Annotated in this window: 21 protein-coding genes; 9 read left to right on the forward strand and 12 right to left on the reverse strand. The window is 71.1% G+C overall.

Translation table 11 applies throughout. From position 1 onward, the window contains the following. Positions 1 to 190: 190 nt before the first annotated feature. The 5 genes from ACGFN2_RS20920 to ACGFN2_RS20940 all read right to left on the reverse strand — a co-directional run bounded on the left by ACGFN2_RS20920 (position 191) and on the right by ACGFN2_RS20940 (position 6,011). On the reverse strand, positions 191 to 1,444 hold the full coding sequence (locus tag ACGFN2_RS20920) for a styrene monooxygenase/indole monooxygenase family protein (RefSeq protein ID WP_393362517.1): 1,254 nt from the start codon (positions 1,442 to 1,444) through the stop codon (positions 191 to 193). Between the two features lie 71 nt (positions 1,445 to 1,515). Further along, complete coding sequence (locus ACGFN2_RS20925) at positions 1,516 to 2,133, reverse strand: ATP/GTP-binding protein (RefSeq protein WP_362604571.1); 618 nt, start codon at positions 2,131 to 2,133, stop codon at positions 1,516 to 1,518. A 37-nt stretch (positions 2,134 to 2,170) separates the two neighbouring features. After that, entirely contained in the window at positions 2,171 to 2,569 is a 399-nt protein-coding gene (locus ACGFN2_RS20930; RefSeq protein ID WP_362604573.1) for a DUF742 domain-containing protein, read from the reverse strand. Then, a complete protein-coding gene (locus tag ACGFN2_RS20935; protein ID WP_362604574.1) occupies positions 2,566 to 3,060 on the reverse strand; it encodes a roadblock/LC7 domain-containing protein in 495 nt (164 codons plus the stop codon). The genes ACGFN2_RS20930 and ACGFN2_RS20935 overlap by 4 nt, the downstream gene beginning before the upstream one ends. Next, complete coding sequence (locus tag ACGFN2_RS20940; protein WP_393362522.1) at positions 3,057 to 6,011, reverse strand: nitrate- and nitrite sensing domain-containing protein; 2,955 nt, start codon at positions 6,009 to 6,011, stop codon at positions 3,057 to 3,059. The genes ACGFN2_RS20935 and ACGFN2_RS20940 overlap by 4 nt, the downstream gene beginning before the upstream one ends. A 636-nt stretch (positions 6,012 to 6,647) precedes the next feature. Between ACGFN2_RS20940 and ACGFN2_RS20945 the strand changes: the two genes are divergently transcribed. Next, a complete protein-coding gene (locus ACGFN2_RS20945; protein WP_393362525.1) occupies positions 6,648 to 7,493 on the forward strand; it encodes a hypothetical protein in 846 nt (281 codons plus the stop codon). Positions 7,494 to 7,647: 154 nt separating this feature from the next. Here ACGFN2_RS20945 and ACGFN2_RS20950 read toward each other — a convergent pair whose 3' ends face one another. Next, positions 7,648 to 8,151 (reverse strand): MarR family transcriptional regulator, encoded by a 504-nt coding sequence (locus ACGFN2_RS20950; RefSeq protein ID WP_362604580.1) that lies wholly within the window; start codon positions 8,149 to 8,151, stop codon positions 7,648 to 7,650. A gap of 269 nt (positions 8,152 to 8,420) precedes the next feature. Here ACGFN2_RS20950 and ACGFN2_RS20955 point away from each other — a divergent pair, with 269 nt between their 5' ends. Then, the gene (locus ACGFN2_RS20955; protein ID WP_362604582.1) at positions 8,421 to 9,275 is read left to right on the forward strand and encodes a lysozyme; all 855 of its coding nucleotides are present in this window, start codon (positions 8,421 to 8,423) and stop codon (positions 9,273 to 9,275) included. A gap of 65 nt (positions 9,276 to 9,340) precedes the next feature. On the opposite strand, the gene lon is transcribed toward ACGFN2_RS20955, so the two are convergent. Further along, positions 9,341 to 11,749 carry an endopeptidase La gene (gene lon / locus ACGFN2_RS20960; RefSeq protein WP_393362528.1) on the reverse strand — a complete coding sequence of 803 codons (2,409 nt, stop codon included), beginning with the start codon at positions 11,747 to 11,749 and terminating at the stop codon, positions 9,341 to 9,343. A gap of 402 nt (positions 11,750 to 12,151) precedes the next feature. Then, positions 12,152 to 12,988 carry a pentapeptide repeat-containing protein gene (locus tag ACGFN2_RS20965; RefSeq protein ID WP_393362531.1) on the reverse strand — a complete coding sequence of 279 codons (837 nt, stop codon included), beginning with the start codon at positions 12,986 to 12,988 and terminating at the stop codon, positions 12,152 to 12,154. Positions 12,989 to 13,176: 188 nt separating this feature from the next. Between ACGFN2_RS20965 and ACGFN2_RS20970 the strand changes: the two genes are divergently transcribed. Continuing rightward, positions 13,177 to 13,680, forward strand: coding sequence for a YfbM family protein (locus ACGFN2_RS20970; protein ID WP_393362534.1), 504 nt, complete (start codon positions 13,177 to 13,179; stop codon positions 13,678 to 13,680). Positions 13,681 to 13,832: 152 nt separating this feature from the next. Then, a complete protein-coding gene (locus ACGFN2_RS20975) occupies positions 13,833 to 14,546 on the forward strand; it encodes a hypothetical protein (RefSeq protein ID WP_393362537.1) in 714 nt (237 codons plus the stop codon). An 89-nt stretch (positions 14,547 to 14,635) separates the two neighbouring features. Here ACGFN2_RS20975 and ACGFN2_RS20980 read toward each other — a convergent pair whose 3' ends face one another. From ACGFN2_RS20980 to ACGFN2_RS20990, 3 genes are read right to left on the reverse strand one after another with little or no spacing between them, the layout of a single operon-like run. After that, entirely contained in the window at positions 14,636 to 15,127 is a 492-nt protein-coding gene (locus ACGFN2_RS20980; RefSeq protein WP_393362540.1) for a hypothetical protein, read from the reverse strand. Positions 15,128 to 15,167: 40 nt separating this feature from the next. After that, complete coding sequence (locus tag ACGFN2_RS20985; RefSeq protein ID WP_393362543.1) at positions 15,168 to 16,412, reverse strand: putative T7SS-secreted protein; 1,245 nt, start codon at positions 16,410 to 16,412, stop codon at positions 15,168 to 15,170. 15 nt (positions 16,413 to 16,427) lie between these two features. Next, positions 16,428 to 16,760: a hypothetical protein gene (locus tag ACGFN2_RS20990; protein WP_393362546.1), complete on the reverse strand. Its 333-nt coding sequence runs from the start codon at positions 16,758 to 16,760 to the stop codon at positions 16,428 to 16,430. 687 nt (positions 16,761 to 17,447) lie between these two features. Between ACGFN2_RS20990 and ACGFN2_RS20995 the strand changes: the two genes are divergently transcribed. After that, positions 17,448 to 18,002: a hypothetical protein gene (locus ACGFN2_RS20995; RefSeq protein WP_393362549.1), complete on the forward strand. Its 555-nt coding sequence runs from the start codon at positions 17,448 to 17,450 to the stop codon at positions 18,000 to 18,002. Positions 18,003 to 18,034: 32 nt separating this feature from the next. Here ACGFN2_RS20995 and ACGFN2_RS21000 read toward each other — a convergent pair whose 3' ends face one another. Beyond that, complete coding sequence (locus ACGFN2_RS21000) at positions 18,035 to 18,886, reverse strand: rhomboid-like protein (RefSeq protein WP_362604594.1); 852 nt, start codon at positions 18,884 to 18,886, stop codon at positions 18,035 to 18,037. Between the two features lie 239 nt (positions 18,887 to 19,125). On the opposite strand from ACGFN2_RS21000, the gene ACGFN2_RS21005 reads away from it, so the two are divergent. The 4 genes from ACGFN2_RS21005 (at position 19,126) to ACGFN2_RS21020 (ending at position 25,842) form a co-directional block, all read left to right on the forward strand. Next, on the forward strand, positions 19,126 to 19,890 hold the full coding sequence (locus ACGFN2_RS21005; RefSeq protein WP_393362552.1) for a spermidine synthase: 765 nt from the start codon (positions 19,126 to 19,128) through the stop codon (positions 19,888 to 19,890). Between the two features lie 72 nt (positions 19,891 to 19,962). Further along, positions 19,963 to 20,703 carry a response regulator transcription factor gene (locus ACGFN2_RS21010; protein ID WP_362604597.1) on the forward strand — a complete coding sequence of 247 codons (741 nt, stop codon included), beginning with the start codon at positions 19,963 to 19,965 and terminating at the stop codon, positions 20,701 to 20,703. Further along, on the forward strand, positions 20,700 to 21,815 hold the full coding sequence (locus tag ACGFN2_RS21015; RefSeq protein ID WP_362604599.1) for an ATP-binding protein: 1,116 nt from the start codon (positions 20,700 to 20,702) through the stop codon (positions 21,813 to 21,815). Before ACGFN2_RS21010 ends, ACGFN2_RS21015 begins: the two co-directional genes overlap by 4 nt. A gap of 238 nt (positions 21,816 to 22,053) precedes the next feature. Further along, the gene (locus tag ACGFN2_RS21020) at positions 22,054 to 25,842 is read left to right on the forward strand and encodes a multifunctional oxoglutarate decarboxylase/oxoglutarate dehydrogenase thiamine pyrophosphate-binding subunit/dihydrolipoyllysine-residue succinyltransferase subunit (RefSeq protein ID WP_362604601.1); all 3,789 of its coding nucleotides are present in this window, start codon (positions 22,054 to 22,056) and stop codon (positions 25,840 to 25,842) included. The last annotated feature ends 74 nt before the right edge of the window (positions 25,843 to 25,916 follow it).

The following is a 25,916-nucleotide window of genomic DNA, read 5'->3' on the forward strand; positions in this document are numbered from 1 at the left end:
CGGTGGGTTGTGGGACGTAAAGCGAAGCAGTCCCACAACCCACCGCCGGAGGCCCGCCACCGCCACCACGACGCAACCAAGCGCCGCGGCGTCGGCCCGCAAAAAACCCCTCCCCACCGAAGGTGGGGAGGGGCAACCACGGCGGTGCCACCCACGCACGTGGGAAGAAGGCCCCCACCGCAGGTGGTTTTCAGCCCGTGAACGACCCCAGATACGCCTCCGTCTTCTCCGGCTCGTAGAAGAAGTTCTCGAAGTCGGACGGGTCGTTGAAGCCGTTGGCGAAGCGGTCGGCGACCGGCTGCAGCTGGCCGGCCGCGCCGATGAGGTTCAGGATGTGCTCCGGCGGCGGCGCCAGCATCGCGTTCGTCCACTTGGTGACGTGCTGGGCGGTGTTCCAGTAACGCTCGAAGGCGGTGTGCATCCAGTCCCCGTCGAAGGGCTGGTCACCGCGCTCCACGATGGAGGCGAGGTAGGACGCGGCGCACTTGGACGCCGAGTTGGAGCCCTGGCCGGTGATCGGGTCGTTGGCGACCACGACGTCCGCGACGCCCAGGACCAGGCCGCCGGAGGGCAGCCGGCCGACGGGGTTGCGCACGGTGGGGGCGTAACGGCCGGCCAGCGTGGCGTTGGCGTCGGTCAGTTCGACCTTGGTGGCGCGGGCGTACTCCCAGGGCAGGAACTTCTCCAGGAGTTCCAGCGTCACGGCGAGGTGCTCGTCGGGGTCCTTGACCCCCTGGAACACGTCCAGCGGGCCGCCGGGTATGCCCTCCCAGAAGAGGATGTCGGCGCGGCCGGAGGTGGTGTACGTCGGCATGACGAACAGCTCGCCGACGCCGGGCACCAGGTTGCAGCGCACCGCGTCGAAGTCGGGGTGCTCGGGGCGCGGGCCCAGACCGTGCACATAGGCGACGGCCAGCGCGCGCTGCGGGGCGTCGTACGGGGAACGCTCGGCGTTGCGGCCGAACATGGACACCAGCTCGCCCTTGCCGGCCGAGACCAGCGTCAGGTCGTAGCGGCTCGCGAAGAAGTCCAGGTCGGAGACGGCCGCGCCGTGGATGACGAGCTGGCCGCCACGCTGCGCGAAGGTCTCCATCCAGCCGGCCATCTTCACCCGCTGGTCGACGGACTGGGCGTAGCCGTCCAGCCTGCCGACCCAGTCGATGGCGCGCTGGGAGCCCTCGGGCGCCTCGTGGCTGCCGGGCGCGGCGACCGAGACACCGAGGCCCTCGATGCGCGGGGCCTGGCTCTCCCAGAAGTTGATCTGGAGGTCGCGCTCGTGCTGGAGCGCGGTGTCGAACATGCACTGTGTCGACATGACCCGGCCGGCGCGGATCTCGTCGGCCGTGCGGTTCGACATGAGGGTGACCTCATAGCCCTGCGACTGGAGGCCCAGGGCGAGCTGGAGACCGGACTGGCCGGCTCCGACGATGAGTATTTTCCGCATGGCGGGGCTCTTCTCTGTTACTGCTGGTGTTCGGGGGAGAGTGTGAGGGGGAGCGCGACCTCGTGGTCCGGTTACTCCGGCGCGGTCTCCAGGGCGTGGCCGACCAGCGCGAGCAGCGACTGGATCACCGTGGTCCGCTCGCGTGCGTCCATGATCACCACGGGTACCCGCGGCGGCACGGTCAGCGCCTCGCGGACGTGCTCGACGGCGAACGCCTCGGTCCCCTCGAAGTGGTTGACCGCGACGACGTACGGCAGTCCGCAGCTCTCGAAGTAGTCGAGCGCCGGGAAACAGTCCTCCAGGCGGCGGGTGTCGGCCATCACGATCGCGCCGATCGCGCCGCGCACCAGGTCGTCCCACATGAACCAGAAGCGCTGCTGTCCGGGCGTGCCGAACAGGTACAGCACCAGTTCCTGGTCGAGGGTGATCCGCCCGAAGTCCATCGCGACCGTGGTCGTGGTCTTCTCCGGGGTGGCGGTCAGATCGTCCGTGTCGGCGCTGGCCTGCGTCATCACCGCTTCGGTCTGGAGCGGGGTGATCTCCGAGACCGAGCCGACGAACGTGGTCTTGCCGACGCCGAAGCCGCCCGCCACCACGATCTTGGTGGCGATCGGCGCCCGCGAACGGTCCGTCTGCCAGCTCTGCAGCCCCGCGTCGGCGGCGCCGGCCGCCGCGTCGGCCTGACCCACGGAACCGGCGGTCGCCGTCGATCCGGCCGATATCGTGTCAGAGCCTGTGAAGTCCACTCAGCACCCTTTCGAGCAGCGCGCGGTCGGGCCGGCCGGAGCCGTGCCCGGTGCCGTAGACGCGAATCTTTCCCTGGTCGGCGAGGTCGCTGAGGAGTACCCGGACCACGCCCAGCGGCATCTTGAGGAGTGCGGAGATCTCCGCGACCGAGCGCATCCGGCGGCAGAGTTCGACGATCGCCCGCATCTCCGGCATGACCCGGTCGCCCCAGCCGCCGGAGGTGAGCTCGCGCCGCTCTTCGGGCGCCTCCAGCGCGGCCACGAACGTCTCGACCAGCAGCACGTGCCCGAACCGCGTCCGGCCACCGGTGAGCGAGTACGGCCGTACGCGTGAGGGTTTCCGGTCCCCGCCTCGCACGGGGAGTTTCTTACTACTCACTTGGCGCTCTCCATCGACTTGCGCAATTCGCTGCGGAGTTCGGGGGTGAGGACATGGCCGGCCCGGCCGACGAACAGCGCCATGTGGTAGGCGATGACGTTCATGTCGCAGTCCGGGGTGGCGTGCACACCGAGCAGCGAACCGTCGCTGATCGACATGACGAACACGCTGCCCTCGTCCATCGTGATCATCGTCTGCTTGACCGACCCGCCGTCCATCAGCTTCGCCGCGCCGTTGGTGAGGCTGCCGAGTCCGGACACGATGGTGGCCAGGTCCGCGCTGGAGCCGCGCGGGCCGTCACCCCCGCCCGGCCGTGCCGCCTCTTCCGGCCGGTCCGGGTCGGACGACAGCAGCAACAGGCCGTCGGAGGAGACCACCGCGACCGAGCGGATGCCCGGCACCTCGTCGACCAGGTTGGTCAGCAGCCAGTGCAGATTCCGGGCCTGACTGCTCAGGCCCTGTCCGTAAGCAATGGGCGCTTGCGCCTTCAATCGCGTGCCTCCTCGACAACGTGGCTCTCTCCCGGGGCCCCCGCTCCGTCGGTGTCCGTCTGTGGGGTGGTCAGCTCCGTTGTGTGTTCGGCGATCTCGGCCTCGACCTCACGTCGGCCGACGCGCGCCCCCGCCTGAAAACCGCCGAGCCGGCGCCGCAGCGCCTCGGCGTTGGCCGCTCCGCTCTTGCGCGGGGCGGTGGGCGCCTGCTGCTGCGCCACGACCTTGGGCGTGCGCTTGGGCAGCCCCATGGAGGTCGTCCGCTGCTTCCCCTCGGACGGGGCGGCAGCGGTCTGTGGGTCGGCCGGTGTACCGGCCGGGGACGGGTCGGCGGGTGCCGCCGCGTCCGTGGGTGCCGCGTCGGTGGCACGGCTGTGCTGGTCCGGGCCGATGGCGTACGGGTCGGCCGCGGGCGCGCCGGACGCGTCGGGGCCGTCCGCCGGTGCCGGGTCGTCGGCCGGGCGCGGCTCCGCACCGGGCTGCACGTGGTCACCGGTGCCCGTGGTGGTGGCGCCGTACGGGCCGGGCGACTGCGGGCCGTACGGGCTCGGTTCGGCCGCGGCGTGGGTGGTCGGGCCGGCCGGCTGCTGCGCGGCGGGCTCCGGTGCCGGTTCGGCGGGGACACCGAGGCCGGCGGCGTCGATCGCGCGCTCAGCGGCGGCGACGAACGGGTCGGCGACGGGCTCGGCGGCGTCCGGGGTGCCGTCCCGGCCGGTGTCCGGTGCGGCGGCGGCCCCGGCGGTCCGCTCGGCGGCCGCGGGGGTGTCCTCGTCCGGGACCCGGCCGGTGTCCTGGACGGCTGCCGCGGCGGGGGCCGCCGGGCCGTCCGCCGGTTCGGCGCCCAGGGCCCGTACGGACCGCGACGGCAGCGCGTTGGAGTTCGCCTCGGCGACCGAGCCGGGCAGGCTCGGGGTGTGCGCCACGTCCTGGGGCGCGCCGGCCGGGGAGGCCGACGGGACCGGGCGGGTGGGCAGGATCGAGCCGGGCAGGACGACGACGGCGGTGACGCCGCCCTGCTTCGCGTCCCGCAGCTGGACCCGGACGCCGTGCCGGGCGGCCAGCCGCACCACGACGTACAGCCCGAGGCCCAGCGCCTCGTCGATGGTCTCCGAGGACGAGGCGGCCTCGACGTCGGTCAGCCGTTCGTTGAGCTCGGCCATCCGCTCCGAGGTCATCCCTATGCCCTCGTCCTGGACCGAGAGCATCACCTCGCCGCTCTCCAGCAGCCAGCCGGACAGCTCCACATGGGCGTTCGGCGGCGAGAACGCGGTGGCGTTCTCCAGGAGTTCGGCGACCAAGTGGCTGAGGTCGTCCGCGGCGAACCCGGCGACCTGGGAGTGCGGCGGCAGCGACTGGATACGGACCCGCTCGTACCGCTCGATCTCACTGATCGCGGCGCGCAGCACGTCCAGCAGCGGCACCGGGCCCTGGTGGTTGGTGCTGTGCTGCTCCGCGCCCGCGAGGACGAGGAGGTTCTCGCTGTTGCGGCGCATCCGCGCGGCGAAGTGGTCCAGCTTGAAGAGGGTCTCCAGCCGCTCCGGGTCCTGCTCGCTCTCCTCCAGCGACTCGATGACGCCGAGCTGGCGCTCCACGAGACCGAGGGTGCGCAGCGAGAGGTTGACGAACCGGCCGTGCACGCCGTTGTGGAGGGCCGCCAGCCGCTCGGTGAGATCGGCGATCTCCTCCTTGAGCGTCTCGCCCTGCTCCTGGAGCACCTCGCGCTCGGCGACCAGCCGCTGCCGGCCGCCGACCAGCCGCTTGCGCTCGCCCTCCAGCTCGGTGGTGCGCCGCGCCAGCTCGCCGACCTGGGCGTGCAGCGCGTTGACGGACCGTACGGCGGCGGCGAACTCGTCGTTGCGGCCCTTGTAGGTGATGGGCTCCTCGTGCGCGGGGTCAGCGGCGACCCGCCGGGCGCCGATCCGCAGCGCGGCGAGCGGCTGGGTCAGGGAGCGGGCGGCCCACACCCCGGCGCCGACGGCCAGCAGCAGGCAGAGCGCCTCCAGACCGATGCGGATCTCCAGCTCCGTGACCGCGTCGTCGCGCAGTCCGCCGAGCCGCTGGATGTCGGCGGTGGCCATGGCCGACTCGACGCCCCGCATCAGTCCGACGCGGTTGGTGAGGGTGCTCTGGACCCGCTGGCGGCTGAGGCGGAGGTCGAGGGCGTCCAGCCGGGGCTGGTCGGTCAGCCGGGTCAGGTAGCGCTCGGCGGTGTTGACGTCGGCGCCGGTGACGGTGCGGTCGTAGCGGTCCCGGGCGCGCTGGCTCGCGGCCTGCTGGAAGTCGCCCACCGCGCCCTGTTCCCGGAGGTGGGCGACCTGGGCGAGGGTGGTGAGCCGGGGCTGGCTGCCGCCCGCGCCGAGCCCGGCGAGCAGCAGCGCACGGGTGCCGGCGGCCTGTTCGGTGGCGCGGCCGAGGGCGGGCAGGGCGCGGGTGTCGGCGTTCGCGGAGTCCGCGCGGGCCGGCAGTCCGCGGGCGATGTCGTCACTGATCGCCCCGAGTGCCTGAATGGCCTCGGTGTAGGCGTTGTAGGCCTGCTCGGCCGATCCGGGCCCCGACAGGGCCTTCTGACGGGTTTGCGGCAGTGCGGCCAGCAGCTTGGCGGCGGCGCGGTACGCGGTGGTGTCGCCGGAGGCGTCCTGGGCCTCGGTGCGCAGCTCGCCGATCTGCCGGTCCACACGGACGCGCTGGGTCCGCGAGGGCGCGTCGCTTCCGGTGCCGCCCCGCCCCGCGGCGGTACGGCTGCCGCGGCCGGCGGCGGCATACGCGGTCATCCCGTCGCGTTCGTCGGCGAGGGAGTGCGCGAGCGCGATGGCGCGGGCGTTCAGCTCGGCGAGATCGACCAGTTGCTGGCCGGTGTTGGCGTCGTCCGCCGTCGCCGCCAGACCGGGGGCGCCGGCACCGAGGACGGCGGCGGCCACCACGGCCACCGCGCCGACGAGCCGGTGGCGCACCCGTGCGGGACGCCGTCCCGAGGGGGTCGTACCGTCCGTCGCGTCCGTTCCGTCCTTCGCGTCCGGGCCCTTGCCAGGAACCGAGCCCTTGCCCGGTCCCGGGACCGAACCGGCCGGTGAACCCGGCTTCCCTGCGCCGCCTCGAAGCCGCATCTTCCGCACCGCTGCTCGCATTCCTGTCTCGCCTGCTCACGCCCTGTGGCGTCGCGGACCCGGCTCGCTCTCCGCTCGCGGAGCGGATCTGCGCGAATGACCGCAGCGCGCACACTTCCGCGAAGGGAAACAGCCCGGCTCTGCGCGTCGCGACGAATGTCCTGACCTCACCCCAATGATCCGGGCAACGACCATTCCACCGGCGCCGCGCAGTGGCTCGGCAACACATGCCCGGCCACCTGAACGAGTGAACATCACTCGGAGTTTGGCCTTCAACTTCCGTGCGCCACCGTTTCCTGCCGCAACCCCGCGCAACCCCCGAACGGGTTTGGAGATGCGTCGCGCTCCTGGAAGGATGCCCGCCCGCACCCGGCCGGACCGGCACTCCTTACCCCCGGTAAACCCGTGGCCCGCCCGGCGCGGATGCGGCGGCGGGCGCCCGCCCGACGGGCCGCGGCCGCCGCCTCCGGCAGACTTCCGGGCATGCACATCGCACTCGCCACCGAGCCCGGCGATCCCCAACGCCCAAACGAGGACTACGCATCGGTAGCGCTGCCCGCTTCCGGTCAGGGCGGCGCCCTCGTCCTGCTGGACGGCGTGACACCCCCGGAGGGGGACGTCGGCTGCGCCCATGGGGTGCCCTGGTTCACCGCGCGGCTCGGGGGCGCAATGCTGGAACTGTCGGTTTCACACCGGGATATGACGCTCACTGAGGCGCTCGCCGCGGCCATCTCCCGGACGGCCGACGGCCACCGGGAGGCCTGTGACCTTTCTCACGTCCGTACTCCACAGGCAACCGTGATCGCCGCACGGTGGTCCGGGGAAACCGTCGAGCACCTCGTCCTGTCCGACTCGGTGCTCCTCCTGGAGCGGGCGGACGGCTCGGTGGAGCCGGTGCGCGACTCCCGGCTGGACGAACTGCCGCCCGCGGTCCGGGAGCTGCGGGCGGCCGTACGGGCGCTGCCCCGTGGTTCGGCGGAACGGGCCGCGGCGGGCCGGGAGTACGTCCGGGCGGTCGAGGCGCTGCGCAACGCGGAGGGCGGCTTCTTCACCGCGGCCGCCGACCCGGCGGTGGCCGCCCGCGCGGTGACCGGCAGCACCCTGCGCAGCGGCCTGCGCTCGCTGACCGCGCTCAGCGACGGCGCCGGGCGCTGGGTCGAGGTCTTCCGGGAGGGCTCCTGGGCGGACTGTGCGGCCCTGGTGTCCGGGCAGGGCCCGCAGGCGCTGATCGACCGGGTACGGGCCGCGGAGGCGGCGGACCCGGCGGGCACGGCGTTTCCGCGCGGCAAGGCGCGGGACGACGCGGCGGTGATTTTTGTGGCGCCGTGACAACCACGGACAGGCGGGGCATGTTTTCCCGCCGCGGGGGAACGGCCGCGCGGCGGTGCGCATCCGGTGACGGCCACCGCACCTGCGGGCAGGGGGATTTCCGCGGGACCCGGACGCCGTCAGGGGGCGGAGCCCGGGCCGTACTACAGCCCGGTTATCCCTCCTCGCCCTCCTTGTCCGCGTTCAGCCGGTGCAGCAGCCGGGCGAGTTCGGCGACCTCGCCGCGGTCCCAGGAGGCGAGGCGGCGGGCGTACCGGGCGCGGCGGCCGGTGCGGACGCGGGTGAAGCGCTCCCGGCCCTCGTCGGTGAGGCGCACCAGGACCGCGCGGCCGTCCGCCGGGTCCGGTTCGCGGGCGATGAGTCCGAGCTGCTCCAGGGCGTGCAGCTGACGGCTCATCGTGGCCTTGCCGACCCCGAAGTAGCCGGCGAGGTCGGTGGCGCGCTGGGCGCCGGCGTCCGCCAGCCGTACGAGGAGGCCGTACGCGGCGGGCTCCAGGTCGGGGTGCACCTCGCGTGCCAGTTCGCCGGACGAGGCACGGGCCCGGCGGAGGAACACCGCCAATTCACGTTCCAGGGCGAGGAACACGTGATCCACACCCGTCGGCTCGCCGGCCGCCGTCGTCCCGTCGGCTCCGGTGTCGTGCACGTCAGCGCCCATTCCCGCGTTTCCTCACCTGAAAGTTTCCGCCCTCGGCGGCCGAAGCCGCAGCTCGGCCAGTATTTCGCAGGATTAGACCAACGGCAGCCCGCCGCCCCTCTTCTGCCCCCTCGGTCTACGCGCGTATCGTCAGGTATGGCATGGCCATACCAAACGGCCGGGGTATCCGCCGCGGCGTCGTGCGCCCCGCCTCTCCGTGTCGGCACGCCGGTGCCATGCCTCAGCTCCTCCCCCCTCAGGTCATCCCACCGAGATCTTCGGAGGCACGTATGTCCGTGCTCAGATCCGGCTCCCCCCACCGCCCCGCACGCTCCCTCGCGACCGTGGCCGGGGTCCTGCTCGCCCTCGTCTCCCTCCTCCTCGGCCTGCCCGGCACCGCCGGCGCCGCGGCCGCACCGCGCGCACCGGAACCCACCCACCCCGGACAGGACTGGGCCGGTTCCCAGATCGCCCGGCACGAGGGCACGGCGGGCGGCGCACCGCCGGCCGCCCCGCTCGCGTCCGTCGAAGGCGTGGACGTCAGCAGCCACAACGGCAACGTCGCCTGGTCGACCCTCTGGAACAGCGGTGTCCGCTTCGCCTATGTCAAGGCGACGGAGTCCACCAGCTACACCAACCCGTACTTCGCGCAGCAGTACAACGGCTCGTACAACTCCGGGATGATCCGCGGCGCGTACCACTTCGCCACCCCCAACACCTCCAGCGGCGCCGCCCAGGCCAGGTACTTCGCCGACCACGGCGGCGGCTGGTCCAAGGACGGCAGGACACTGCCCGGGGCGCTCGACATGGAGTACAACCCCTACGGCGCGACCTGTTACGGGATGAGCGCGGCCGGGCTGGTCAACTGGATGAAGGACTGGTTCGCCACCTACAAGGCGCGCACCGGCCGGGACGCCGTCCTCTACACCTCCACCAACTGGTGGAAGCAGTGCACCGGCAACTCCGCGGCCTTCGGCTCCGTCAACCCCCTGTGGATACCCCGCTACGGCTCCTCGGCCGGCGAACTCCCGGCCGGCTGGGGCTTCCACACCATCTGGCAGTACACCTCCTCCGGCCCGACGGTCGGTGACCACAACCGCTTCAACGGCGCGATGGACCGGCTCCGGGCGCTGGCGAACGGCTAGCAGTCCCCGCAGACGCGACGACCGGCCCGGCTCCTCCGTGGGAGCCGGACCGGCCGTCGTGGCCGTCACACCGCGACCGGTACCTCCGGGGCGGCGCCGTTCGACGCGGGTGTCAGGGCGAGTTCCAGCACCTGGCGGACGTCGGCGACCGGGTGGACCTCCAGGGCTTCGAGGATCTCGGCCGGGACGTCGTCCAGGTCCGGTTCGTTGCGCTTCGGGATGATGACGGTGCCGATACCGGCCCGGTGCGCCGCCAGCAGCTTCTGCTTGACGCCACCGATCGGCAGCACCCGCCCGGTCAGCGAGACCTCACCGGTCATCGCCACGTCCGGCCGGACCTGCCGGCCCGACAGCAGCGAGGCCAGTGCGGTCGTCATCGTCACGCCCGCGCTCGGCCCGTCCTTGGGGACCGCACCCGCCGGTACGTGCAGATGCACACCGCGCTCCTTCAGGTCGGCGACCGGCAGCTCCAGTTCGGCGCCGTGGGAGCGCAGGAACGACAGCGCGATGTGCGCGGACTCCTTCATCACGTCGCCGAGCTGGCCGGTCAGCTGGAGCCCGGACGCCCCGGTTTCCGGATCGGCGAGCGAGGCCTCCACGTAGAGCACATCGCCACCGGCGCCGGTGACCGCGAGACCGGTGACCACGCCGGGCACCGCGGTGCGCCGCTCGGCCGGGTCCTGGGCCGACTCCGGGGTGTGGTGCGGCCGCCCGATCAGCGGACGCAGCTCCTCCGCACCCACCGCGAACGGCAGCTCCCGCTCCCCCAGTTCGTGCTGGGCCGCGACCTTGCGCAGCAGCCTGGCGACCGCGCGTTCCAGATTCCGCACGCCCGCCTCGCGGGTGTACTCCCCCGCCAGCTTGCGCAGCGCCTCGTCCGCCAGGGTCACCTCGCCGGGCTCCAGACCGGCCCGCTCCAGCTGGCGCGGCAGCAGATGGTCCCGGGCGATGACCACCTTCTCGTCCTCCGTGTAGCCGTCCAGCCGGACCAGCTCCATACGGTCGAGCAGCGGCTCGGGGATGGCTTCGAGGACATTGGCGGTGGCCAGGAAGACCACGTCGCTGAGGTCGAGTTCGACCTCCAGGTAGTGGTCGCGGAAGGTGTGGTTCTGCGCCGGGTCCAGGACCTCCAGGAGGGCGGCGGCCGGGTCGCCCCGGAAGTCGGAGCCGACCTTGTCGATCTCGTCGAGCAGCACCACCGGGTTCATCGTCCCGGCCTCCTTGACGGCCCGGACGACCCGGCCGGGCAGCGCCCCGACGTAGGTACGGCGGTGCCCCCGGATCTCCGCCTCGTCGCGGACGCCGCCGAGGGCGACCCGGACGAACTTCCGGCCCATGGCACGGGCGACGGATTCCCCGAGCGAGGTCTTGCCGACGCCGGGCGGGCCGACCAGCGCCAGCACCGCGCCCCCGCGGCGCCCGCCGACCAGTCCGAGGCCGCGTTCGGCCCGCCGCTTGCGGACGGCCAGGTATTCGGTGATCCGCTCCTTGACGTCCTCCAGGCCCGCGTGGTCGGCGTCCAGGACCTCCTTGGCGCCGGCGATGTCGTAGGCGTCCTCGGTCCGTTCGTTCCAGGGCAGTTCGAGGACGGTGTCCAGCCAGGTGCGTATCCAGGAGCCCTCGGGGCTCTGGTCGCTGGACCGCTCCAGCTTGTCGACCTCCTTGAGGGCGGCCTTGCGGACCTCCTCGGGCAGGTCGGCGGCCTCGACCCGGGCGCGGTAGTCGTCGCCCTCGTCCTCCGGGTCGCCGTTGAGCCCGGCCAGCTCCTTGCGGACCGCCTCCAGCTGCCGCCGCAGCAGGAACTCCCGCTGCTGCTTGTCGACGCCTTCCTGGACGTCCTTGGCGATGGACTCGGCGACGTCCTGCTCGGCGAGGTGCTCGCGCAGCGTCTCGGTGGCGTACTTCAGGCGTGCGACCGGATCGGTGGTCTCCAGCAGCCGGACCTTCTGTTCGGTGGTCAGGAACGGCGAGTAGCCGGAGTTGTCGGCGAGCGCCGGCACGTCCTCGATCTGCTGGACGCGGTCGACGACCTGCCAGGCACCGCGCTTGCGCAGCCAGCTGGTGGCCAGCGCCTTGTACTCCGTGACGAGTTCGGCCACCGAGCCGGGCAGAGGGTCGGGGACCGTCTCCTCGACGGTCGTGCCCTCCACCCAGAGCGCGGCCCCGGGCCCGGTCGTGCCGGACCCGATCCGCACCCGGCCCAGACCTCGGATCAGCGCGCCGGGATCACCGTCGGACAGCCGCCCGACCTGCTCTATCCGTCCGAGCGTGCCGAACGCCGCGTACTCCCCGTCGATGCGGGGCACAAGCAGCACCCGCGGTTTGTTACCCGAGGAGGCGGCGGCCTGAGCGGCCTCCACCGCTGCCCGTACGTCCGCGTCGGACAGGTCCAGGGGCACCACCATGCCAGGGAGCACGACCTCGTCATCGAGAGGCAGCACGGGCAGAGTGAGCGATGTGGACGTCGAAGCCATGATCTCCCCTTCGGCAAGCAAGTTGAGCTGTACTCACTCAATGCAGCCGGGGTGAGAGATGTTCCCCCGGGGACGTTCGCTGTGAGCGATCGGGGAGGGCGGGGGATGGGGCGCAGGGAGAAGGGGGTGTGGGAAGGGGTGCCGGCGGCGGGCCGGGGGCCGACGGGCGTGACCGGCGGGCCTGGGGCGCGCGGCGGTACGACTGGGCCGGGGCGCGCGGCGGTACGGCTTGTGCGCGGCGGGGCGCTGCGGTGTGGCTGGGCCCGGAGGGGGCACGGCGGTACGGCCGGCCCCGGGAGTGCGGCTTGGGCCCGGCGGGCGCGCGGCGGTACGGCTGGCCCCGGTGGGCACTCGGCGTTCACCCACCGTCCAGTGGCGGGACCGATCGTCCCGCCATCACCACTACCCCCAGTGGGCGGGGCGGCTCAGGTTCCGCGGCAGTACGGTCGCGGCGTCGCCCTTGGCCGCGTTGAGCTGTGACTGGGTGAGGAAGAGCGCCCCGGTGAGGTCGGCGCCGGAGAGGTCGGCGGCACGCAGGTCGGCACCGATCAGGTCCGCCGTACGGAGATCGGCGCCCTTCAGGTCGGCGGCGATCAGATAAGCCCCACGGAGATTGGCGCCCCGGAGGTTCGCACCCCGCAGGCGCGCCCCCATGAGGTCGGCGCCCCGCCGCTCCTTCTTCCGGCCCGGGACGCCGGCCCGGACGAGTTCGCTGGTGCGCAGCAGCAGGGCGTTGACCTCACCCCGATGGGCGGGCACATCCAGCTCCGTGAGCTCCTCGGCGCTGCCGCGGGTGAGGCGTTCGGTCTTCTCCAGGGCGGCACGCAGCTCGGCGTGGACCGGGCCGGCCGCCGGGCGGGTCAGCGCCTCGGCCAGGTACCAGAGGAGTTCGTGCAGCTGCCGCATGACGGGGAAGACGTCGAACATCCGCCGGGCGGACTCCGGTGCCTGCCGCCAGTCCTGTCCGCCGAAGGTGACCTGGGAGACCTTCTGGCCGGCGCCGAAGCAGTCGAAGACGGTGCAGCCGGTGAAGCCGCGCGGGCGCAGGTCGCGGTGGATGCCGCAGCGGAAGTCGGACTCCAGGTTGGGGCAGGGCGTGCCGGCGTCCTTGTCGATCGCGAAGTCCGCCGAGGCCGCGAACGGCAGCGCGACACAGCACAGTCCGAAGCAGCTGCCGCAGTCGGACTGCAGGCCGAGATCCTCGACGTCCGGGGTCGAGGGCGTGCGCTCTGAGGACACGGGGCGGGTACTCCTACGGCCGGCGGGCACCACAGGAGGCCGTGCCCGGAAGGGAACCCCATTCTCCCAGCCGCCGGGAGGACCGCCGCGCCGGGAGGGCCGCCGCGCCCGCCGGTCGGCTCACCACTCCCGGCCACCACCGCGTCGGGCACCCGGCGTTGTCAGTGGTCGCCCCTAACCTCGGGTGTATGAGCATGATCGGAGAGTACGCACGTGTCACTCCCGCCGAACTCGACCGCGCCCTGGGCGATCCCGAGTGGGCGCTGAAGCTGGTCTGCGGACGGATGGAGGCGGAGGCCGCGACGGCCCCGGAGCCCGCGGCGGCGCGCTGCCTGGACGTCGACAAGGTCTGGGACGCCCTCGGATTCCTGCTGCGCCGCAGGGACTTCCCGGTGGACATCGTCCACGGCGAGCAGGCCGTCCCCGACGCCGACGACTGGGGCTACGGTCCACCCCGCTACCTCACCCCCGAGCAGGTACGGAGCGCCGCCGAGGCACTGGCCGGGATATCCGCCGAGAGCCTGACGGCCGGCGTCGCCCCGGCGGACCTCGCCGCGGCGCGGGTCTATCCGCTGGTCATCTGGGAGCGGGGCGAGCCACTCGACTACGTCCGCGAGTACTACGAGCTGTTGCGGCCGTTCCTCCGCGCCGCGGCGGACGAAGGGGACGCCGTGCTCCTCTGGCTGGGCTAGGACTCGCCGTTCGGGATCACCGGACGGACCCGAGAGGCTCCAGTCGTGGCACGCCCTGAAGGTCACATACGAGCGGGGCAAACAGGGGTGACCCACCCACCAGCCGCCCCCGACGGGTGCGTTCACCGGACCGTCCGACATACTCGTGCCGCATGAACGAGCCATGGGAAACAGCCCTCATTGTCGGCCTTTTCCTTTTTATCGCCGCCTTCTTCGGATTGTTCATCTGGGTCTGGCGGTACGTGAACAAAAGGGATAACCGCAGCCCCCAACAGCTGGAAGAGCTTCTCCAGTTGGTGGAGAGCCGGGGGTGGAGCCACACCGCTTGGGCCCCCGGCGAGGGAGACCGCTACTGCGGGGGAGAGCCGCTCCCAGGGAGCGGCACCAACATCCCCATTTCGGACCAGATCGTCGGCGAATTCCGGGGTCGCGCCATCTGCTGCTTCGAATACAGCACGCAGGGCATGGACGTGGACGGTGCGAACGCGGCACAGCGCTCCACCGTGTTCGCCGTGACGTCGGCGATGTCCGTACCTCGCATGGTCGTCAAACGGCCGCAGGCGCTGGACAAGGCGAACGCACGCCTGGGTGCCCTGTTCGGAGGTGACAAGGTGATAGAGCTCGGCGATCCCGAATTCGACGAGAAATTTCGCGTGATCGCCAATGACGAAAAGGTCGCGCGCACAGTCCTGGCCGGCCCCTTGGCGCGGTTCCTCATGACCGACCCCCGCGCCAAGGACCACCCTCTCCGTTTCCAGGGAAACGATCTGCTCACCTGGCACCGGGGACGACTCCGGGCGGAACAGATCGAGCAGAAGCTGAACTATCTGTGCGACGTCCTGGACCACCAGCCGGCGCAGGTGTAACACACACCCTGAAGGACAGGCGCTCACGAGTGAGTCCCCGCGGATATGGACCGCGGGGACTCACTCGTGAGCGCCGATGTGCGGAGGACTTACGCCGTGTCAGGGCCCGCCGGACGAATGGACCGGACGAACTCCTCGAAGTCGTCCGCGACCTGATCCAGCTGGGACTGCTTGGCCGTCAATGCCAGCTCGATCACCGCATGCTTGGACGGGTCCTGAGCATCGTTCATGAGCAGGTAGACCTGGCTTTGGACCAACTCCACGGGCATCCCGCGCAAGGTGGTGGAGATGCGCAGCGTCTGGGTCAGCGCAGGCACTTCCTGGGTGCCCCCCTGGGCCTGCGTGGCGACGCTCACCGTCGCCCCCTCGCGCAGCCGCTGGACCGACTCGTGCGCGAGTGTGAGCAGGTTGGCTTCGTCCTGGACTTTACCCGCGATCGTGATATTCGCGGTGAACTTGTCCTGCGACTCGGAGTGAAGTGCGATGAAAGCCACTCCGGGAGCACCCACCTCATCGGGGGGTGCCGGCTGCCAGCCCTCCGGCAGTGAAAACTCAATCTTTACCGGCAGCGTGGTCGCCATCGTGGATCAACTCCCTAGTGTGCGAAATGCGAGGCCAGTGTCATCCGAAGGGATTGATGGACTCCAGTCCGTCACCCATTGCGTCGAGGCCGTCACCCACCTTGTCCCCTATGTCGCTGAACGAGTCCGCGACCTTTTGCGGGTCGATCTCGGCCTGGAAACCAACCTTGCCCCCGAGTCCGAGTCCGACGCCCACATCAGCGCCGATGACGAACTTCCCGTCCTTCATGCCGGCATCCGCATGTGCCGCAGCTCCAGCTCCGGCCCACCCTTCAGCAGTGGCGCCGGCCCCGATACCGGCCACGTCCGCGTGGGCACTCGCAGTCGCCTTGGCGCCCGCGAACGCCTCGGCGCCCGCGTGCACTCCATCCTTGCCCACGGATGTGTTCACTTGCGCCTCGGCACCGGCAAAGGCCGTGGCATCCGCCTTGGCAGCGGCCATGCCGTACTCGACGCCGCCCTCCGCGGAGGCCTGCGCCAGGTACGCCTTACCGCCGGCTCCGACCTGGAGTTTGCCGTCGGTCACGGACGCAGCCGCTGTACCCTCCGCCCCGAGAAGCTTGACGCCGGCTTTCCCGGAGACCTTCCCGTCGTCTCCGAACTGCGACTCGCCTTCGGCCTCTTTCTCCCAGGCATTCACCTCGGCCTTCCGCTCCCACAGCTTGACCTCGGAGGCTCGGGGTTTCTTGGCATTGGGATCTTCGGGGCCCGCCGCGCCGAAGTACTTCTTCTTGCTATTCGGCCTGTCCGTCAGTGGACTGGATTCGTGGAGTTCCCTGAGGCTGGCGCTGCTCTTTCCCGATTCCTTTTGCTGCTCGGCAGTCTTGCCCGCCCGTTGCAGCCAGGACGGTGCGTCGGAAGCGCCGCCGGCTGCGTCCTTGAGCTTCCCCGCAGCCGAATCAGCTTCGTCCCGCACATGCTGTCGGGCAGTCCGCAGGATCAGCTGGGCCTGGCTTTCATCGCCGCCGTCCCACAGCTCGATTGCCTCCCGAGCCTTCCCCTGCGCCGCGCTCAACGCCGTGGCGTAACTGCTGACTGCCGCGGCCGCGTCGGACAGCGCATCGGAAGCGTAGAGCCAGTTCTTCTTCTCGCCGGAAAGCTTTTCCCAGAACTGGTCGCTGGCCGCACCGTTCCAGCCGGATATTCGTACGGCGCCGAGCCCGTTTGCGACGGTCTCGAATTTTCCGGATTGTTTCTTCAGAGCCCGCGCGACGCCCTCGACGTCCCCTGCATCGCCCGGGATGAGCCCCTTGGGGTCCTTGGTTTCGCCCAACTCTTCGGTCATGCCCGTCCCCCGTTGTTACAGTCCCGAACCGTTCTTGTGCTGATCGATGTACTTCATGTAGTCGCCGGTATGGGCTTCGTTCTGCTCATAGGTGTCCGCTTGGCTCTTCAGCTTGTCCGAGATATCGCCCGTGCGGTCCCCGAGAACGAGATAGGCCACTTCCCATGTCTCACAGAAAGCTTCGAACTTGTCGGCGAGAATCTTGTCGCCCTGATCGGAACCATCGAATTCGTCATTCAGCGCCCCGAAATCAACCCCCTTGGCCGGGTCAAGGCATTTCAGTACATCCGAAGCCCCAGCCCTGAGCTCATCCGGATCGGCTTTAAAGCCGTCGCCGCTATTGGGCACTCTCGAACCATCCCTAGTGAACACGCGCTCATGACAGGTAAGTTGGCACTGTCGTCCGGCGAATCTATCACCATATGTCGACCCGTCAGCGCAGGGGTGATTCGAAACCCTCCGTCTATAACTAGCCCAAAAATGCCGCACGTTACCCGGATAGGGCTATCGGCAGAATGTCCGGTCCACCCCCTGTCGTGAACGAACGAGATGATCGACCTCAAGCCGATCAATTGGGCGGGCAGTTGGACAATTCCCTTGCCCGGGGTCGGAGAGGGCGAGGGTTGTCACCGGCCCAGTGGCTCCCGCCCGCCGGTCTCGCTTGACGGAGAAAAAGCTGGGCCCGTGCGATCCGGCCGCGCCACAACGCCGCCGAACTCCCCAGCAAATGCAGCGACTTACCCGGACAGCCCCTCAGGCGCCGGTGCTCGCCAAGAGTCGTCACACGAACTCGGTGAGATGCTCTGGTGGGCGTTACCGGTAGGACGAGTCGACGGTTCGCGAGGGTGCCGTACTCGACCGTGGATCGCGGACGATGAGCCGTGGGTGGGCGCCCCCTCCGGGCCTCGGGCGCCCGGGGCTACGGCACGCGGATGCGAAGAGACGCACCAGGCGGCACCTCCGCCCCGGCAGACCGTCGCGGAACGTCCCCTCGCTTCCCGCCTCACGCCCCGTCATGACTGCTACCTTCACGGCATGTTGCAGCGGATGTCCGGAGTTTTCATCGGCGCATTCTTCGGGACGGTGTTCGTCGTCGCCAATGCGCACGACCCGCTGAATCGGGCGGTCGGTATCGCCCTCCGGGTGCTCGCGGTGCTCACCTTTGCCGGGCTGCTCGCGCTCGCGCTGCGGGCGGGGCGGCGCGGACGGCCCGTGGTGGACGACTCGGAGGTGCCTCAGGCGGACTGGTTCCGGGGAAAGTTCGCGTTCGTCGTGGGGGCGGAGGCGGTGCTGCTGGTCGGCGGCAATCTCGCGCTGCGGGCGGCGGGGGCCCCCGAACAGACCGCGGTGGCCTGGATCGCGCTGATCGTGGGGCTGCACTTCGTCGCCCTGATGGCGGTCTGGAAGCGGCGCAGCATCGTCGTCCCCGGCGCCGCGCTGACCGCGCTCGGCGCGACCGGGCTGGGCATGGCGGCCACCTCCGCCGTGGTGTGGGTGCCGTTCGTCAGCGGGGTGCTCTCCGGTGTGGCGCTCCTGGGCGGCTGCGCCTACGCCATCACCCACACCTACCGGGCGACGGCGCGGCCGTAGGGCGTCCTCCCGGCCCGCCCGGGGCCGGGAGCTCAGTACGTCCGCGCGCCCCGCAGGGCGGGGTGGCCCAGGTCGCCGAGGAGCGGCGCGGGTGTGGTGTGGCGGGCGCGCCAGCGGCGCAGCAGCGGCCAGCTCGCCATGCCCAGGGCGAGCGAGAGCAGATGCCCCCAGTCCGTCAGCGGGTCGGCATAGGCGAGCAGATCGGTCACGGCCAGATAGCCGACACCGGCCAGCAGGGGCAGCCGCGACCAGACCGGCAGCAGCCCGGCCAGGGCGCCGGTGCAGGTCATCACGCCGAAGCTGATGCCGTAGTCGAGGCGGTGCAGCGAACTCTCCGGCAGACCGCCGGCGGCGACCGAGAAGGCGACGGGCAGTTCGGTGGCCAGCGTGGCGAGCACATGGCCGCCGAAGAAGACCGCGACGGTCTTCATGGCGCCGATCCGCCGCTCCAGCGCCGTCAGCACGAAGAGGAAGGCGAGGGCGTACGCGGAGGTCATCCCGCCGGCTATCCACAGGGCGCTGGCGACCAGCACCAGCAGCGGGGCCTGGGCGAGGTGCGCGACATCGGTGCTGGAGCCGCGCAGCAGCTCGGAGACCAGCCCCGGGTCGGCGTACTCGGCGAAGAGCGAGGTGAGCGCGAGGAGCACGGCGTAGCCGAGGGTGAAGGGCGTGCCGGCGGGGGTGGGCAGCAGCTGCCCGAGCCGTCGGGGCGCCGCCGCGGCGAGGGCGCCGGGCGCCGGCCCGGCGGCGGTCTCCCGGCCGCCGCGCTGCCGGGGGATACCGGGCAGCAGCCCCGGTGTCCCGGCCGGACCGGTGTCCGGTCGCGGTGCGGCGGCGGGCCGCTGACCGGCCCGTATCCTCTCGGCGGTTCCCAGCAAGCTCACAGTCCGAGGCCCCTTCCGTCCTGGCGCATCCGGTGAGCCACGCCCGTGTCCCTCGGCCGTGAATCTCTGCCTTGCCCTACGTCCCGGACCACCCTGCACGCTCAACCCATGAGGAAGCTGTGAGAGTGAGATCCGTCACATGGGGCAACCCTCGGCGGGGGCCGCACGTCCGGGTGGCCGGTGCCGGATGCGCCCCAAAGGGTTGGACCGGCGCAGGCCGCATTGGCCACCATGGCGCCATGGCTCCCGTGACACCGCTCCAGGTAACGGCCGGCGCCCCCGAGGCCCCGCGCACGCTCGACCGCCGCGAGGGTCCGTACGGCGAGGTGGTGCTGCGGCGGCGGGGCGGGCCCCCCGCGGCACCCGGGACCGACGGCGCCGGCGCCCCCGCGGCAGAGGCGATCTACGAGATCATCGCCAACGGCTGCTTCCTGATGGACACCTCCGACGGCCGGTCCGAGCGGCTGCTGGTCGACGCCGCGCTGGACGCCCTGCCGGCCGGCCGCACCCACCCCTGCGTCCTCATCGGCGGCCTCGGCGTGGGCTTCTCCCTGGCCCGTGCGGCCGGGCAGCCGCGCTGGGGCCGGATCGTCGTCGCCGAGCGTGAGGAGGCGGTCATCGACTGGCACCGCACCGGCCCGCTGTCGGCCGTCTCGGCGGAGGCGCTGGCCGACCGGCGCACCGAGATCCTGCACACCGACCTGATCGCCCACCTGCGCGCGGAGGCGGACCGGGACACCTACGACGCCCTGTGCCTGGACATCGACAACGGCCCCGACTGGACCGTCACCGAGGACAACGACAGCCTCTACTCCCCCGACGGGCTCGCCGCCTGCCGCGACCGCCTGACCCCCGGCGGAGTGCTCGCCGTCTGGTCCGCGCAGCCCTCGCCGGCCTTCGAGGAGGCGCTACGAAATGCCGGATTCAGCGGGGTACATACGGAAGAGATCCCCGTTGTCCGAGGCGTCCCTGACGTGGTCCATCTCGCGCGGAAGGGCGCGTAGCCGACAGTCGCGCCATGCCCGTACGCTGCTGCCCAGCAAGACGCGACCACGCGGGACATGCAGGGGCGGGCGATGGACCAGACTCAGACAACGCAGGGCGGCGCCGCCGCGGCCACGCCGGGAGCCCAGCGCCGGGTCCTGGTCGTGGAGGACGACCCGACGATTGTCGAGGCCATCGCGGCCCGGCTGCGCGCGGAGGGTTTCCAGGTACAGACGGCCACCGACGGCCCGGCCGCCGTGGACACCGCCGAGGCCTGGCAGCCCGATCTGCTGGTCCTCGACGTGATGCTGCCGGGCTTCGACGGCCTGGAGGTGTGCCGCCGGGTGCAGGCCCAGCGCCCGGTGCCGGTGATGATGCTCACCGCCCGGGACGACGAGACCGACATGCTGGTGGGCCTCGGTGTCGGCGCCGACGACTACATGACCAAGCCGTTCTCGATGCGGGAGCTGGCCGCCCGGGTGCATGTCCTGCTGCGCCGGGTCGAGCGGGCCTCGCTGGCCGCGCACACCCCGCGCAGCGGCATCCTCCGGCTGGGCGAGCTGGAGATCGACCACGCCCAGCGCCGGGTACGGGTGCGGAGCGCGGACGTCCATCTGACGCCCACCGAGTTCGACCTGCTGGTCTGCCTGGCGAACACCCCGCGCGCGGTGCTCTCCCGTGAGCAGCTGCTGGCCGAGGTGTGGGACTGGGCGGACGCCTCCGGGACCCGGACGGTCGACAGCCACATCAAGGCGCTGCGGCGCAAGATCGGCGCCGAGCGCATCCGCACGGTGCACGGCGTCGGCTACGCGCTGGAGACCCCGCCCGCATGAGGCGGTGGCCCCACTCCCCGCTGAACGCGCTGTGGCAGCGGATCTGGGAGGGCCTGCGCCCCCTGGACCCGTACCGCTCGGTGAAGGCCGCGCTCGGGGCGCTGGTCAGCGTCTCGGTGATCATCACGACGCTGCTCGTGTTCGTGGCGATGCACTCCGCGACCGAGCTGCGGGTGATCACGATCTTCTCGATCATCGCCTCGCTGCTGATCACCCAGTTCGTGGCCAACAGCCTGACCGCCCCGCTCGACGAGATGACGGATGTCACCCGGTCGATGGCGCACGGCAACTACCGGCGCCGGGTCCGCTCCGGGCGCCGTGACGAGTTCGGTGACCTGGCGAACGCCTTCAACCGGATGGCGGCCGACCTGGAAGCGGTGGACACCCACCGCAAGGAACTGGTCGCCAATGTCTCGCACGAGCTGCGCACCCCCATCGCCGCGCTCCGCGCCGTGCTGGAGAACGTCGTGGACGGCGTCTGCGAGCCGGACCCGGAGACGATGCGCACGGCGCTGAAGCAGACCGAGCGGCTGGGCCGCCTGGTCGAGCACCTCCTCGACCTGTCCCGGCTGGACAACGGGGTGGTGCCGCTGCACTCCCGCCGCTTCGAGGTCTGGCCGTATCTGTCCGGGGTGCTCAAGGAGGCCAATATGAGCCGGGGCGCCGCCACGCTGGCCGGCTCCGGCACCCATACCCGTACGGACGTCCATCTCCACCTCGACGTCTCGCCGCCGGAGCTGACCGCGCACGCGGACGCCGAGCGGCTGCACCAGGTCGTCGCCAACCTCATCGACAACGCGATCAAGCACAGCCCCCGGCACGGCCGGGTCACGGTGCACGCCCGGCGCGGCGAGGGGCCGCAGAGCCTGGTGCTGGAGGTGCAGGACGAGGGTCCCGGCATCCCCGAGGCGGAGCGCTACCGGGTCTTCGAGCGGTTCAACCGCGGCGGCCCGGCCGCCTCGGGCCCCGGCACCGACGGCGGCACCGGCCTGGGCCTGGCGATCGCGCGCTGGGCAGTGGACCTGCACGGCGGGCGCATCGGCGTCGCCGAGTCGCCCCGCGGCTGCCGCATCCGGGTCACCCTTCCGGGGCTGGAATCAGATCGGGGCTGACGGCCGCTGACGTAGGGTCGGTGGTGGAAGCACGTCCTCCGCCGGTGTGGTGGCGATCACTCCTACCCGCACCGAGGCAAACTTCGGGTGTTTCCCGCCCAGTCATGCCCTGAAACCCGACCGGGAATGTGACGTACGCGACGAGTGCCCCTCCCGGCCTGCACCAAGGGTCACAACAGGCGTAGCCTTTATTCCCGCTGTCCACCACCTTAGGAAGCGGAAGAGGGCGGTTGCCGCCGTGTCGCTACAGTCCCCCAACAGCTCGAGCATCTCGACCGACCAAGAGGGGCAGGGAAAGAACCCTGCTGCCGCGTTCGGTCCCAATGAGTGGCTCGTCGACGAGATCTACCAGCAGTACCTCCAGGACCCGAACTCGGTAGACCGAGCCTGGTGGGACTTCTTCGCCGACTACAAGCCGGGCGGCGCCACCGCGCCGGGCCAGGCGGCGGAGGGCTCCCCCGCCGCCCCGGCGCAGTCGTCCGCGCCCGCGGCCGAGCCGAAGCCTGCTGCCGCTGCGCCGGCCACCCCGGCGAAGCCCGCCGCGAGCGCTCCGGCACCGGCGAAGGCCGAGCCGGCCAAGGCCGCCGCCCCGGCGAAGGCTGCCCCGGCGAAGGCCGAGCCGGCGAAGCCCGCCGCGAAGCCGGCCGCCGACGCGGGCGCCGGCCCCGAGCTGGTCACGCTGCGCGGCCCCTCGGCCGCCGTCGCGAAGAACATGAACGCCTCCCTGGAGCTGCCGACGGCCACGTCCGTCCGTGCGGTCCCGGTGAAGCTGCTCTTCGACAACCGCATCGTGATCAACAACCACCTGAAGCGCGCCCGTGGCGGGAAGGTCTCCTTCACCCACCTCATCGGGTACGCGATGGTGCAGGCCCTCAAGGCCATGCCGTCGATGAACTACTCCTTCGCGGAGAAGGACGGCAAGCCGACGCTGGTCAAGCCCGAGCACGTCAACCTCGGTCTGGCCATCGACCTGGTGAAGCCGAACGGTGACCGCCAGCTCGTCGTCGCCGCCATCAAGAAGGCCGAGACGCTGACCTTCTTCGAGTTCTGGCAGGCCTACGAGGACATCGTCCGCCGGGCCCGCGACAACAAGCTGACGATGGACGACTTCACCGGAGTCACCGCGTCGCTGACCAACCCGGGCGGCATCGGCACCGTCCACTCCGTGCCGCGCCTAATGCCCGGCCAGTCCATGATCATGGGCGTCGGCGCGATGGACTACCCCGCGGAGTTCCAGGGCACCTCGCAGGACGCCCTGAACAAGCTGGGTGTCTCCAAGGTCATGACGCTGACCAGCACCTATGACCACCGGGTGATCCAGGGCGCCGCCTCCGGCGAGTTCCTGCGGATCATGAGCCAGCTGCTGCTCGGCGAGAACGGCTTCTTCGACGACATCTTCAAGTCGCTGCGGATTCCGTACGAGCCGGTCCGCTGGCTGCGCGACATCGACGTCTCGCACGACGACGACGTCACCAAGGCCGCGCGGGTCTTCGAGCTGATCCACTCCTACCGGGTCCGCGGCCACGTCATGGCCGACACCGACCCGCTGGAGTACCACCAGCGCAAGCACCCCGACCTCGACATCACCGAGCACGGGCTCACCCTGTGGGACCTGGAGCGCGAGTTCGCGGTCGGCGGCTTCTCCGGCAAGTCCATGATGAAGCTGCGCGACATCCTGGGCGTGCTGCGTGACTCGTACTGCCGCACCACCGGCATCGAGTTCATGCACATCCAGGACCCGCAGCAGCGCAAGTGGATTCAGGACCGGGTCGAGCGCTCGCACAAGTCGCCCGAGCGCGAGGAGCAGCTGCGCATCCTGCGCCGGCTGAACTCCGCCGAGGCGTTCGAGACGTTCCTGCAGACCAAGTACGTCGGCCAGAAGCGCTTCTCGCTGGAGGGCGGCGAGTCCGTCATCCCGCTGCTGGACGCGGTCATCGACGCCGCGGCCGAGTCGCGCCTGGACGAGGCCGTCATCGGCATGGCCCACCGCGGCCGTCTGAACGTCCTGGCGAACATCGTCGGCAAGTCCTACGCGCAGATCTTCCGGGAGTTCGAGGGCAACCTCGACCCGAAGTCGATGCACGGCTCCGGCGACGTGAAGTACCACCTGGGCGCCGAGGGCATCTTCACCGGTCTGGACGGCGAGCAGATCAAGGTCTCGCTCACCGCCAACCCCTCCCACCTGGAGGCCGTGGACCCGGTCGTCGAGGGTGTCGCCCGCGCCAAGCAGGACATCATCAACAAGGGCGGTACGGACTTCACCGTCCTGCCGATCCAGCTGCACGGTGACGCGGCGTTCGCCGGCCAGGGTGTGGTCGCGGAGACGCTGAACATGTCCCAGCTGCGCGGCTACCGCACCGGCGGCACGGTGCACGTGGTCATCAACAACCAGGTCGGCTTCACCGCAGCGCCGGAGTCGTCGCGCTCGTCCATGTACGCCACCGACGTGGCCCGCATGATCGAGGCGCCGATCTTCCACGTCAACGGCGACGACCCCGAGGCCGTCGTCCGCGTTGCCCGTCTGGCCTTCGAGTTCCGCCAGGCGTTCAACAAGGACGTCGTGATCGACCTGATCTGCTACCGGCGCCGCGGTCACAACGAGACCGACAACCCGGGCTTCACCCAGCCGCTGATGTACGACCTGATCGACAAGAAGCGCTCGGTGCGCAAGCTCTACACCGAGTCCCTGATCGGTCGCGGCGACATCACGCTGGAGGAGGCCGAGCAGGCGCTCCAGGACTTCCAGGGCCAGCTGGAGAAGGTCTTCACGGAGGTCCGGGACGCCACGACGGCCCCGGTGGCCCCCGAGGTGCCGCAGCCCAAGGCGGAGTTCCCGGTCCACGTCGACACCGCGATCTCCCAGGAGGTCGTCAAGCGGATCGCCGAGTCCCAGGTCAACATCCCCGAGGGCCGCACCGTCCACCCGCGTCTGCTGCCCCAGCTGCAGCGCCGTGCCGCCCAGATCGAGGACAACACCATCGACTGGGGCACCGGCGAGACCCTCGCCATCGGCTCGCTGCTGATGGAGGGGACCCCCGTCCGGCTCGCCGGCCAGGACTCCCGCCGCGGCACCTTCGGCCAGCGGCACGCGGTGCTGGTGGACCGGGAGACCGGCGACGACTACACCCCGCTGCTCTACCTCTCCGAGGACCAGGCCCGCTTCAACGTCTACGACTCGCTGCTCAGCGAGTACGCGGCGATGGGCTTCGAGTACGGCTACTCCCTGGCCCGCCCGGAGGCGCTGGTCATGTGGGAGGCGCAGTTCGGTGACTTCGTCAACGGCGCCCAGACCGTCGTCGACGAGTTCATCTCCTCGGCGGAGCAGAAGTGGGGCCAGACGTCCGGCGTCACCCTGCTGCTCCCGCACGGCTACGAGGGCCAGGGCCCGGACCACTCCTCGGCCCGGATCGAGCGCTTCCTCCAGCTGTGCGCGCAGAACAACATGACGGTCGCGATGCCGACCCTGCCGTCGAACTACTTCCACCTGCTGCGCTGGCAGGTCCACAACCCGCACCACAAGCCGCTGGTCGTCTTCACGCCGAAGTCGATGCTGCGTCTGAAGGCGGCGGCGTCGCGGACGGACGAGTTCACGACGGGCGGCTTCCGCCCCGTCATCGGCGACTCCACGGTCAAGCCCGAGGACGTCCGCAAGGTCATCTTCTGCTCCGGCAAGGTCTACTACGACCTGGAGGCGGAGCGCGAGAAGCGCGGCGCGACCGACACGGCGATCGTCCGCATCGAGCGGCTCTACCCGCTTCCCGGCAAGGAGCTCCAGGCGGAGATCGCCAAGTTCCCGAACGCCGAGAAGTACCTGTGGACCCAGGAGGAGCCGGCGAACCAGGGTGCGTGGCCGTTCCTCGGCCTCAACCTGATCGACCACCTCGACCTGGCCGTCGGTGCCGATGTGCCGCACGGCGAGCGGCTGCGCCGGATCTCCCGGTCGCACTCCTCGTCGCCGGCCGTCGGCTCCGCCAAGCGCCACCAGGCGGAGCAGGCCCAGCTGGTCGCGGAGGCCTTCGACGCCTGAGGCGTCGGGCCGCCGGTGACCGGTGGTGAAACAGCGGAAGGGCCCGTCCCCGGTGGGGGCGGGCCCTTCCGCTG

The organism is Streptomyces sp. NPDC048612 (genome assembly GCF_043199295.1).
In the GTDB taxonomy this organism is placed as follows: Bacteria; Actinomycetota; Actinomycetes; order Streptomycetales; family Streptomycetaceae; genus Streptomyces.